The 10,875-nt window shown below is 70.6% G+C and carries 10 protein-coding genes; 8 read left to right on the plus strand and 2 right to left on the minus strand.

From position 1 onward, the window contains the following. Positions 1-186 precede the first annotated feature (186 nt). Positions 187-375 carry a DUF1192 family protein gene (locus tag ABVN73_RS03445; protein WP_353858938.1) on the plus strand — a complete coding sequence of 63 codons (189 nt, stop codon included), beginning with the start codon at positions 187-189 and terminating at the stop codon, positions 373-375. Between the two features lie 54 nt (positions 376-429). On the opposite strand, the gene ABVN73_RS03450 is transcribed toward ABVN73_RS03445, so the two are convergent. Together ABVN73_RS03450 and ABVN73_RS03455 are read right to left on the minus strand one after the other, a co-directional pair. After that, positions 430-1,269 carry a DUF2189 domain-containing protein gene (locus ABVN73_RS03450; protein ID WP_353858939.1) on the minus strand — a complete coding sequence of 280 codons (840 nt, stop codon included), beginning with the start codon at positions 1,267-1,269 and terminating at the stop codon, positions 430-432. A 144-nt stretch (positions 1,270-1,413) separates the two neighbouring features. After that, positions 1,414-1,629 carry a DUF4169 family protein gene (locus tag ABVN73_RS03455; RefSeq protein WP_353858940.1) on the minus strand — a complete coding sequence of 72 codons (216 nt, stop codon included), beginning with the start codon at positions 1,627-1,629 and terminating at the stop codon, positions 1,414-1,416. A gap of 178 nt (positions 1,630-1,807) precedes the next feature. Here ABVN73_RS03455 and ABVN73_RS03460 point away from each other — a divergent pair, with 178 nt between their 5' ends. The 7 genes from ABVN73_RS03460 (at position 1,808) to ABVN73_RS03490 (ending at position 10,870) form a co-directional block, all read left to right on the plus strand. Beyond that, positions 1,808-5,308, plus strand: coding sequence for an AsmA family protein (locus ABVN73_RS03460; RefSeq protein ID WP_353858941.1), 3,501 nt, complete (start codon positions 1,808-1,810; stop codon positions 5,306-5,308). Positions 5,309-5,472: 164 nt separating this feature from the next. Next, a complete protein-coding gene (locus ABVN73_RS03465; RefSeq protein ID WP_353858942.1) occupies positions 5,473-5,808 on the plus strand; it encodes an accessory factor UbiK family protein in 336 nt (111 codons plus the stop codon). 201 nt (positions 5,809-6,009) lie between these two features. Next, a complete protein-coding gene (locus ABVN73_RS03470) occupies positions 6,010-6,513 on the plus strand; it encodes a YbjN domain-containing protein (RefSeq protein ID WP_109068036.1) in 504 nt (167 codons plus the stop codon). A gap of 5 nt (positions 6,514-6,518) precedes the next feature. Continuing rightward, the gene (gene proC / locus ABVN73_RS03475; RefSeq protein ID WP_353858943.1) at positions 6,519-7,346 is read left to right on the plus strand and encodes a pyrroline-5-carboxylate reductase; all 828 of its coding nucleotides are present in this window, start codon (positions 6,519-6,521) and stop codon (positions 7,344-7,346) included. A 6-nt stretch (positions 7,347-7,352) separates the two neighbouring features. Then, on the plus strand, positions 7,353-7,835 hold the full coding sequence (locus ABVN73_RS03480) for a YbaK/EbsC family protein (protein WP_353858944.1): 483 nt from the start codon (positions 7,353-7,355) through the stop codon (positions 7,833-7,835). 150 nt (positions 7,836-7,985) lie between these two features. Continuing rightward, positions 7,986-9,641, plus strand: a complete 1,656-nt coding sequence (locus ABVN73_RS03485) for an acyl-CoA synthetase (protein WP_353858945.1) — start codon at positions 7,986-7,988, stop codon at positions 9,639-9,641. Beyond that, positions 9,638-10,870, plus strand: coding sequence for a GNAT family N-acetyltransferase (locus ABVN73_RS03490; protein ID WP_353858946.1), 1,233 nt, complete (start codon positions 9,638-9,640; stop codon positions 10,868-10,870). The genes ABVN73_RS03485 and ABVN73_RS03490 overlap by 4 nt, the downstream gene beginning before the upstream one ends. The last annotated feature ends 5 nt before the right edge of the window (positions 10,871-10,875 follow it).

Consider the following 10,875-nt stretch of genomic DNA (forward strand, 5'->3'; position numbering starts at 1 on the left):
TCCTCGTTGACGCGGCGTCTGCCAATCCGGCCGTCGCCGCTCCGGGCGGCCGGGCCGTTTGTGTCCGCAGGCGTCCAAAGTTAGAATTCCGCACCGGCGCTGACAAGCACGCCCCGCCGGCCTTTCCGACGGGCGGGAAGCGGACGGCGCGGGGCAGGGATGCGCGGAAGCGGGAGGAGAAGCCCTATGGACATCGACGATCTGGAGCCGCGCAAGGCCAAGCCGGCGCTGAAGGACCTGACCGCGCTGGGCGTGGCGGAGTTGAAGGACTACATCGCCGGGCTGGAGGCGGAGATCGCCCGCGCCCGCGCCGCCATCGCCGCCAAGGAGGCGCAGAAGAACGCCGCCGAAGCCTTCTTCCGGAAGCCGTCCTGAGAACGGAAAACGCCCCTCTCCCGGATGGGAAGAGGGGCGTCCGGCCGCGAAGCCTCAGTCCGCGCCGACCAGATCGCGGTAGCAGTGCCAGGAGGCGTGGCCGATCAGCGGCAGGGCCAGCGCCAATCCCAGGAAGCCGGTGACCATCCCCGCCGCGGTGAACAGCACGATCAGGAAGGCCCAGCCGGCCATCGTCCGCAGATTCTCGCGCAGCACGGCGACGCTGGTCGCCATGGCGGTGAAACTGTCGGTCTCGCGGTCGAGCAGCATCGGGATCGACACCACGCTGATGGCGAAGACCGCCGTGGCGATGACTCCGCCGACAAGGGTGCCGGTCAGCAGGAACGGGATCGTCTGCGCCGAGAAGAAGATGCGGTCGACGAGCTGGTCGAAGGCCGGCGGCTCGGTCGCGAAGAACAGCGCGAACAGCAGGAAGGCGATGCGGATCCAGGCCAGCATGGCCAGCATCAGCGCCAGCCCGATCCCGGCGATCTGCACGCCGTTGCGGCGGTAGGCCCCGGCGACCTTCATCAGCGTCGGCGTCTCCCCCCGCTCCAGCAGACGGCTGGTCTCGTAGAGGCCGACGGCGAACACCGGCCCCAGCAGCATGAAGCCCGCCGCCATCGGCAGGACGAGATACTGCATGTCCTGCATCGACAGCACCGCCACCAGGGCGAGGCTGGACAGCACCGCCAGCAGGCCGTAGGCGGCGCTGATCGTCGGGCTGGCGCACATGTCGCGCCAGCCGGCGCTCAGCCACATCCAGGGGCGGTCGACGTCGACGCTGCGGATTCGCGGAAGATAAGGGGCCGGCTTGTGGAACTCGGACGGTTCCTTGCGCCGGATCGGCCGATGGAATTGGGACACACCGCGGTGAGACGACATGTCGACCATGATGATGGTCCTCCCCTTTGCCCATTGCGCCTCTCGTGAGGGGAACTGTAGCAAAGCGGTCCGCAGCGATCCAGATTGTCTTATGGACGAATTGTTAGAGTACCGAATTGTCACAAAAGCGATACCAAAGCACGGGCTCGGCCGTCACTCGTCCCGCTCGCCCTCAACCTTCTTGCCGTCCAATTCGGCCGCGCGGCGCTCGGCCTCCTGGCGGTCGCGCAGCTTTTCGGTCTTGGTGCGGCCGAAGCGGATGCGGTTCGCCTCGGCGTTTTTTTCACGCTCTTCCTTCTGGCGCATCTTCCGGAAGCGGTTCAGGTTGACGACATCGGCCATGGGGGAGATCTCCGCAGGGCGGGGCATTTCATCCTTCGCTCAACGCGGCCGTTGGAATGCCCAAATTGCTTGTTTTCTTTCGTGACGATAGTTTAGCGGAACCCCGTGCCACCCGGAAGACCGGAGCGGGCGCCAGCGGTTCTCGCGGCTTGTGGCGGCAACACGGCGATTCAACAGCCGAACGGTGGGGAAGGCGCGTCAACCGGTGAAGAGATTCCTGATCGCAGCTCTGATACTCGTCGGTCTGCTGGTGGCCGCGGTGCTGATCGTGCCCAGCGTGGTCGATTGGAACGCCTACAAAGCCCAGATCGCGGAGCGGGTGTCCGCCGCCACGGGGCGCGAGGTGGAGTTGAGGGGCGACATCGGCCTGTCGCTGCTGCCGGCTCCGGCGCTGACGGTGCGCGACGCCCGTCTGGCCAACGCGCCCGGCGGGTCGGAGCAGGACATGGCCCGCCTGAAGGAACTGGACGTCCGCGTGGCGCTCGGCCCGCTGCTCAGCGGCCACATCCAGGTGCAGAGCATCCGCCTGATCGATCCCACCTTCCTGTTCGAAACGCTGCCCGACGGGCGCTTCAACTGGGACCTCTCCGGCGCCGGACGCCCGGCCGACGGCGGGCGGAGCGGGTCCGGCGACGGGCTGGCCTCGGCGGTCAGCTTCGATCAGGTGACGGTGCAGAACGGCACCATCCAGTACCGCGACGCCCGCACCGGCCAGTCGGAGGTGATCGACCAGATCGACGCGCGCATCGTCGCCGGCAGCTTCACCGGGCCGTTCCAGGGGCAGGGCAGCTTCCGGGCGCGCGGCGTGCCGCTGCGCGGGGAGATGTTCGTCAGCCGCCTGATCGACGGCGCCGCCGTCCAGGTCCGGGCGGCTCTGTCGATGGCCGACACCGACGCCACGCTGCGCTTCGCCGGGATCGTGACCAACCCACCGGGCAACGGCGGGTCGCGCGCCCAGGGCGACCTGCGCGCCGAGGGCAGCGACCTGTCCCGCGCCCTGGCCCTGGTCCGCAACGGCGCGGCGGGCGGCGAGGACAAGAAGACGAACGCGCTTCTCGCCCAGTCCTTCGGCATCCGCACGGCGGTCGAGGCGTCGCCGACCACGGCGACCTTCACCAATCTGGAGGCGCAGCTCGGCGACACGCGCGCCACCGGCACGGCGACCCTGCGCAGCGGAACGCCGGCGCGGGCGGAGCTGACCCTGGCCCTGAACCGGCTCGACCTCGACGCCTGGCTGGAGCGTGCCCGGTCGAGCGGCGGGGCGGAGACCGGCACCCCGCCGGCCGGCCGCAACGGCAACGGGGGCAAGGGCGCGGTGCCCGGCGCCCCGTCCGGCGGCGCTCCCACGGCTGGCGCCCCTTCCGGCGGCGCTCCCTCGGCCGGCGGGGGGCAGCCGGGCGGGTTCGCCCTGCCGGACGCGCTGGACGCCAAGCTCGACCTCGCGGTGGACGGCATCACCTACAACGGCGGCGTGATGCGCCAGGGGCGGGTGGAGGCCAGCCTGACCGGCGGCACGCTGAACATCGACCGTGTGAGCGCGCTGCTGCCCGGCGGGTCCGACATCGTGGCGGCGGGCGAGCTGGCGGCGGCCAACGGCCAGCCGAACCTCAACCTGCGGATGGAGGCGAACGCCGACAATCTGCGCGCCCTGCTGGAATGGCTGCGGGTGGACGTCCGCGCCGTGCCGGCGGACCGCCTGCGCCGGGCCTCGATCGCCGCGCAGCTGCAGGGACGGCCGGGGCGGCTGGACGTGAACGGGCTCGACCTGCGGGTGGACGCCAGCCGTCTGACCGGTGCCGTCGCCTATGTGGACCGCGGCCGGCCCGCCTTCGGCGCGCGGCTCGACCTCGACCGGCTGAATCTCGATGCCTATTTGCCGCCGCCGGGCGGCGACACCGGGACCCAGGCCGCGAGCGCCGCGAACGGGGCGGCCGCCCCCGCCCCAGCGCGCAACGGGAATGCGACCGCGAACCCGGCGACGAACCCCGCGGCGACCCCGGCCCGGCTGCTGGCCGGCGTGGACGCGAACCTGGAATTGTCGGTCGGTCAGTTGACCGTGCGCAACACGCCGGTGCAGGGGCTGCGGCTCGACGCCACCGCCGCGGGAGGCGCCCTGTCGATCAAGGAGGCGACGGTCCAGGACGCCGCCGGGGTGAAGCTCCGCCTGGATGGGCAGATCGCCGGGCTGGAACCGCTGCGCGGCGCCCATCTGACGCTGAACGCCGAGGCTCCCAGCCTGGCAGGGGTGGCCCGCGCCGTTCCCTGGCCCGAGGGCGCCCCCGCGCCGGAGAGGCTGGGCGCGGTGAAGGCGCAGGCCCGCCTGTCGGGCGACGCCGGCCGTCTCGCGGTCGAGCTGGGCGTCGAGGCGGTCGAAGGTTCGCTGGAGGCGGGCGGCACGCTGTCGAACGTCGAAAAGGACCCCAGCGCCGATCTCAAGCTCCGCGTCAAGCATCCGGAGCTGGCCCGGTTGGCGAGCCTGTTCGCCGATAATCTGCCCGCCGGCGGCCCGATGCCGGGCTCCTACGGCCCCATGGACCTCTACACGGAACTGGCGGGGACGCGGAAGGCCTTCACCCTGGGCAACATCCAGGGGACGGTGGCCGGAGTCACCGTCAAGGGCAAGGCCGGCGCCGACCTGAACGGCAGCAAGCCGCGGGTGGAGGCCGACCTGCAGACCGGCGACCTGGAGCTGGACCGTCTGGCGGCGCTCCCCGCCGCGGCCTCCCGCCCCGCGGGCGCCGCGTCTCCGGCAGCCGGCTCTTCTTCGACGGCCGGCTCTTCTTCGACGACTCAGCCGTCGCCGGGGGCTTCCGACGCCGCGACGGGCGATTTCAGCGGGCTGCGCCGTTTCGACGGGCGCTTCACGCTGACCTCCTCGGCTCTCGTCAAGGGCGGCACGCGGATCGAGAATCCGGCCCTGCGCGCCACCGTGACCAACGGCGTGCTGACGGTGGAGCGCTTCGACGGCACCCTGATGGGCGGCCAGCTCGGCGTTACCGGGCGGCTCGCCGCGCCGGGCAACCAGACGCCGACCGCCGAGGCCACCATCACCCTGTCCAAGGCCAAGCTGGCCGAGGCCGTGGGCGGCGGTCTGGGCGGCGGCGCTCTGGAGATCGCCGGGGGCGTGCTGGACGCCGAGGCCAACCTGACGACCAGCGGCGCCGGCGGCGACGCCATGCTCATGGCGCTGGCCGGCCAGGGCCGGATCAGCGCCCGCGACGGGCTTCTGCGCGGCTTCGACCTCGGCGCCCTGCGCGACCGGCTGACCAAGCTGGAGCGCCCGCAGGAGCTGCTGGGCGCGGTGATGGGCGGACTCCAGGGCGGTGAGACGCGCTTCGCCCGGCTGGACGGCAGCTTCGCCATCGACAAGGGCGTGGCACGCACCGAGGACACGCGCCTGACCTCCGACCTGGGCGAGGCGGTGGCGGTGGGTCAGGTCAGCCTGCCGGCGCAGACCATCGACATGCGGGTCCGCCTGACCGTGCGCTCCGACCAGTCCTTGCCGCCGCTGACCGTCCGCATGACCGGCGCGCTCGACAAGCCGACCCGCTCCTTCGAGATGCAGGAGGTGCAGGAGTATTTCGCCCGGCGCGCCGCCGAGGGGCTCTTGAACAAGGTGGTGCCGAAGGATCTGCCGATTCCCGGCGGCAACGCGCCGAAGCCGGACGCGCTGTTGAAGGGGCTGATCGACGGGCTGCGGCGTTGAGAGCGGGGATGCCCAGGATGCATCGCGTCCACTCTCCGCGGCGCTTCGCGTCCAGGTCTCGTGACGCTTCGCGTCCAGGCCCCGTGACGCTTCGCGTCCAAGCCCGTTGAAGTTCCGTGGGGCGGGTCCCATAATGCGGCAGACAAGAAGCGGATTTTGAGTCGATGCAGGTGGACAATAAGATTCTGGACGATCTGGCCCGCGTCGCGGGCGGCGCGCTCGGCGCGCTGTCGTCCCTGCGCGAGGAAGCTGAAGCGCAGATGCGCCAGCAGTTCGAGCGCGTTCTGTCGCGGATGGACGTGGTGAGCCGCGAGGAGCACGAGGCCGTCCGCGCCATGGCCGCCAAGGCCCGCGAGGAGCAGGAGGCCATGGCCGAGCGGCTCGCCGCTCTGGAGGCCACGGTCGCGACGCTCAAGGCCGAACACGAGCCGAAGCCGGCGACGGGCGCCTCCGCCCCCGCCGTCGGTCCCATTGCCGGAGGGGGCCGCGGGCCGGTCTGATCCGGCCCCCGCGACGCCTCCAATCCTTCACGGATGCAGTGCCGAAAACCAGTTGCGCCGGCCAGACCCTTTTGGCACGGTGCCCTGGGTGGTATTCATCCGTCTGCCAGCCACAACATCTCGGGGCTTCTCCTTCCTGCACGAAGGCGGACCGGCCCCGGGGCGGTTCCGTCCACCGCGCCTTCACAGGAGGACGCCGACATGTCGGCTGTTGCCGTCGACACCCCCTCATCCGCGCACAATCCCCTGGACATCGTCGAGGAGATCGTCACCGCCAACGAATGGCCCTTCGAGCGGGCCGGCGAGGACGAGCTGATCGTCGAGATCGGCGGGCGCTGGTGCGATTACCGGCTTTATTTCGTCTGGCAGTCCGACGTCAGCGCGATGCAGTTCTCCTGCCAGTTCGACATGAAAGTCCCGGCGGCGCGCCGGTCCTCGGTCAACGACCTGCTGGCGGAGGTGAACGCGCGCATGTGGCTCGGCCATTTCGACGTCTGCTCCGAGGAGCACACGCCGATGTTCCGCCAGACCATGCTGCTGCGCGGCTCGCGCGGCGCGACGGTGGAGCAGCTTGAGGACCTCGTCGAGATCGCCCTGTCGGAGTGCGAGCGGTTCTACCCCGCCTTCCAGTTCGTGATCTGGGGAGGCAAGTCGGCGTCCGAGGCGGTGTCCGCCGCCATCCTCGACACCGCCGGGGAGGCCTGACCGTCATGGCGAATGGTGGGACGCAGGGCTGCACTTTGCTTCTGGCCGGCTGCGGCAAGATGGGCGGCGCGATGCTCGACGGCTGGCTGACGGCCGGAATCGCCTCCAGCGTCGCCGTGGTCGAACCGTCGGGCCTGCCGGAGCCGCTGCGCGGCAACCCCGCCGTCGTCCTGGCGGACGGTCCGAACGCTCTGCCCGTCGGCTTCACGCCCGACGTGGTGGTCCTTGCGGTGAAGCCGCAGGTGATGGACTCGGTGCTTCCCGCCTACCGGGCTCTGGTCCGCCCCGGCACGGTGTTTCTTTCGGTCGCCGCCGGAAAGACCATCGCCTCCTTCGAATCGGCGCTGGGGGAAGGGGCGGCCATCGTCCGCTCCATGCCCAACACGCCCGCCGCCATCGGCCGCGGCATGACCGTCGCCGTCGGCAACCCGGTGGTGACCGGGGCGCAGAAGACGCTGTGCGACTCGCTGCTGCGCGCGGTCGGCGACGTGGCCTGGGTCGAGGACGAGTCGCTTCTCGACCCGGTGACCGCCGTTTCGGGCAGCGGCCCCGCCTACGTCTTCCTGATGGTCGAGGCCATGGCGAAGGCCGGCGAGGCCGCCGGTCTGCCCGCCGAGCTTGCCATGCGTCTGGCGCGGGCCACCGTTGCGGGGGCGGGCGAACTGCTCCACCGGTCCCCGACCGCCGCCGCCGACCTGCGCAAGGCGGTGACCAGCCCCAACGGCACCACCCAGGCGGCGCTCGACGTCCTGATGGCCGGGGACGGCATGCAGCCGCTGTTCGACCGCGCCGTCGTCGCCGCCGCGAACCGCTCCCGCGAACTGGCGAAGTGAGACGCCATGGCTGACCTCAGCCCCTCCGCCCGACGCGTCCAGGCCTTGCTGGACGGTCTCGGCCACGGCCACAACGTGGTGGAGCATGAGGGCAGCACCCGCACGTCGGAGGACGCCGCGAACGCCATCGGCTGCGCCGTGGCGCAGATCGCCAAGTCCTTGATCTTTCGCGCGAAAGACAGCGGGCGCCCGGTGCTGGTGGTGGCCAGCGGGGCCAACCGGGTGGACGAGAGGGCGGTGGGCCGGCTGATCGGCGAGAAGATCGAGCGGGCCGATCCCGACTTTGTCCGGGAGAACACCGGCTTCGCCATCGGCGGGGTTCCGCCCATCGGCCACGCCGTTCCGCCGCTTGTCCTGATTGACGCCGACCTGCTGGCCCTCGACGCCATCTGGGCCGCCGCCGGCACGCCCAACGCGGTCTTCCGCCTGACCCCGGCGCAGCTCGTCGCCATCACCGGCGGGCGGGTCGAAACGGTCCGCAAGGGCTGAGTCGGCACGGCGAAACCCGGTCAAGCGGTCAGGATGCCGCAGCGCGGCATGATCGCGCATCGCCGGGCCACCCCTCTTCCAAGCCTCTGGATTCTCTGGCAAGACTCTTCGCAACGAGTTCTTGAACAGAGACGCATCAGGGAGGCCCCCGTGACCGACGCCCGGCACAACCCGTACGAGACCGACCTCGACCAGAACGCCGCCAACACGGTGCCGCTGTCGCCGCTCTCGTTCCTGCGCCGCACCGCCGCCGTCTACCCGCAGCGCACCGCCGTGATCCACGGCCCGGTCCGCCGCACCTGGGCGGAAACCTACGAGCGTTGCGTGCGCCTCGCCTCGGCCCTCGCCAAGCGCGGCATCGGGCTGGGCGACACGGTCGCGGTGATGGCCCCCAACACGCCGGAAACTTTCGAGGCGCATTTCGGCGTCCCGATGGCCGGCGCGGTCCTGAACGCCCTGAACATCCGCCTGGACGCCGAGGCGCTGGCCTTCATCCTGGAGCATGGCGAGGCCAAGGTCCTGCTGACCGACCGCGAGTTCTCCGGCGTGATCTCCAAGGCCGTCCACATGCTGGAGCCGAAGCGCCGCCCCATCGTCATCGACATCGACGATCCCCAGGCCAAGGGCGGCGAGCTGATCGGCGAGCAGACCTACGAGCAGTTCCTGGAGACCGGCGACCCGGCCTATGAGTGGGCGATGCCGTCCGACGAGTGGCAGGCCATCGCGCTCAACTACACCAGCGGCACCACCGGCAACCCCAAGGGCGTCGTCTACCACCACCGCGGCGCCTATCTGAACGCCATGGGCAACGTCCTGACCTGGGCGATGCCGCACCATCCGGTCTATCTGTGGACGCTGCCGATGTTCCACTGCAACGGCTGGTGCTTCCCCTGGACGGTCACCGCCATGGCCGGCACCAACGTCTGCGTCCGCACCATCACCGCCAAGGGCATCTACGACGCTCTGGCCGACCTCGGCGTCACCCACATGTGCGGCGCGCCCATCATCATGGGGCTGATCGTCAACGCGCCGGAGGACCAGAAGCGCGAGATCCCGCGCGGCGTCAAGATGATGACCGCGGGCGCCGCCCCGCCCGCCGCGGTGATCGAGAAGATCGAGCGGATGGGCTTCGACGTCACCCACGTCTACGGCCTGACCGAGGTCTACGGCCCGGTCACCATCTGCGCCTGGCACGAGCACTGGAACGACCTGCCGCTGGAGGAGCGCGCGGCGCTCAAGGCGCGGCAGGGCGTGAACTACGCCACCCTGGAAGGGCTGATGGTCGCCGACCCCAACACGCTCCAGCCGACCCGCAAGGACGGCGTGACGATGGGCGAGATCTTCATGCGCGGCAACACCGTCATGAAGGGCTATCTGAAGAACCCGCGGGCGACGCAGGAGGCCTTCTCCGGCGGATGGTTCCACACCGGCGACCTCGGCGTCTGGCATCCCGACGGCTACATCGAGCTGAAGGACCGCTCCAAGGACATCATCATCTCCGGCGGGGAGAACATCTCGACCATCGAGGTCGAATCGGTCCTCTACAAGCATCCGGACATCGTCGAGGCCGCCGTGGTCGCCCGCCCGGACGAGAAGTGGGGCGAGACGCCCTGCGCCTTCGTCACCGTGAAGGAGGGCAAGCAGCTGACCGAGGCGGAGGTGATCGCCTATTGCCGCGAGCATCTGGCGCACTTCAAGTGCCCGCGCACGGTCGTCTTCACGGCCCTGCCGAAGACCTCGACCGGCAAGATCCAGAAGTACGTGCTGCGCGACCAGGCCCGCGCGCTGAACGGAGCGAAGGTGTGACCGCTGCGACCGGGGGCTTCGGCCCCCTTCTGCCCGAGGAGCGGGCGGACGCCGCGACCCTGGTCCGCCAGGGTTTCGGCATTCCCCGGGAGTATTTCGACCGGTCGGTGGAGCTGTTCGGGTCTGGCGTGATGCGCGGCCTGCGCGCCGGGCCTGAAGCGGGCCGTGCCGGTCAGCTTGTCGCCTGCGCCGCCGTCTGGCCGATGGACCAATGGTTCGGTGGGCGCCCCGTGCCGTCCTGCGGCGTGGCGGCGGTCGCCGTCGATCCGGGGGAGCGTGGGCGCGGCTACGGCAGCGCGCTGATGCGCGGCCTTCTGGAAGAGGCGCGGGCCGGGGGCGCCGCGCTGTCGGTGCTCTACCCGGCGACCTTGCCGCTCTACACCCGCCTGGGCTTCGGACGGGGCGGCGTGTCCTTCGATTGGAGCGCGCCGCCGGCCGCGCTGTCCGCCGGGCCGCCGCCGGCGGACGGCTGGATTCGCCGCACCGACACCAGCGACGCCAGCCAGCTTGCGGCGCTACGCCGCAGCCTGCTCGCCACGGCCAACGGCCCGGTGGAGCGCAATGAGGGACTGTGGAGCTTCGCCCTCTGCCCGGACGGCGTTCCGTCCGACGTTTACACTTTGGGTGGCGCTGCCGGCCCGGAAGGATACGTCGCGGTGGCGCCACCGGCCGACAGAAAACTCAATGTTGCGGATCTCTGCCTTCTCAGCCCGCGGGCGGTGCGTCTGGCGCAGAGCTTCCTGGCCGGCTACCGGGCCCAGATCGACCGTGTGACGTGGCGCGGCGGACCCGACGACCCTTTGGTTCTGATGGCGCCGGAGCGCGGGGTGCGCGCCGACGCGTGCGACGAATGGTTGTTGCGCATTCTGGATCTGCCGCGTGCTTTGGAAAGCCGGGGATACCCACCTGGGGTTGCGGGCGAATTGACGCTCGAGGTGGCGGACGCGCTGATTCCGGAGAATTCCGGCAGCTTCCGGTTGCGTGTTTCGGAGGGAAGGGCCTCCGTGCGCCCGTTGCCGAGGGCGCTGGACGGCGCTGAAAAGGCGGGTGGGAAGACCGACGAAGCGGCTCTGTCGCTGTCCATCACCGCTCTCGCCAGCCTCTACAGCGGGCATAAGGGCCCTTATGTTCTCCGGCAGGTTGGCCTTCTCCGTGGTGGGGAAGACGCGGTGGCTCTGGCGGCGCGGTTTTTCTCGGGGCCGGCGCCCTGGATGCCGGACCGGTTCTGAAGCGG

The organism is Azospirillum formosense, assembly GCF_040500525.1.
Lineage (GTDB): Bacteria > Pseudomonadota > Alphaproteobacteria > Azospirillales > Azospirillaceae > Azospirillum > Azospirillum formosense_A.

What these genes read in the sequence shown, in the direction of transcription:
- ABVN73_RS03445 (WP_353858938.1), top strand. Translation starts at nt 187, where the DNA reads ATGGACATCGACGATCTGGAGCCGCGCAAGGCCAAGCCGGCGCTGAAG.
- ABVN73_RS03450 (WP_353858939.1), bottom strand. Translation starts at nt 1,269, where the DNA reads ATGGTCGACATGTCGTCTCACCGCGGTGTGTCCCAATTCCATCGGCCG.
- ABVN73_RS03455 (WP_353858940.1), bottom strand. Translation starts at nt 1,629, where the DNA reads ATGCCCCGCCCTGCGGAGATCTCCCCCATGGCCGATGTCGTCAACCTG.
- ABVN73_RS03465 (WP_353858942.1), top strand. Translation starts at nt 5,473, where the DNA reads ATGCAGGTGGACAATAAGATTCTGGACGATCTGGCCCGCGTCGCGGGC.
- ABVN73_RS03470 (WP_109068036.1), top strand. Translation starts at nt 6,010, where the DNA reads ATGTCGGCTGTTGCCGTCGACACCCCCTCATCCGCGCACAATCCCCTG.
- proC (WP_353858943.1), top strand. Translation starts at nt 6,519, where the DNA reads ATGGCGAATGGTGGGACGCAGGGCTGCACTTTGCTTCTGGCCGGCTGC.
- ABVN73_RS03480 (WP_353858944.1), top strand. Translation starts at nt 7,353, where the DNA reads ATGGCTGACCTCAGCCCCTCCGCCCGACGCGTCCAGGCCTTGCTGGAC.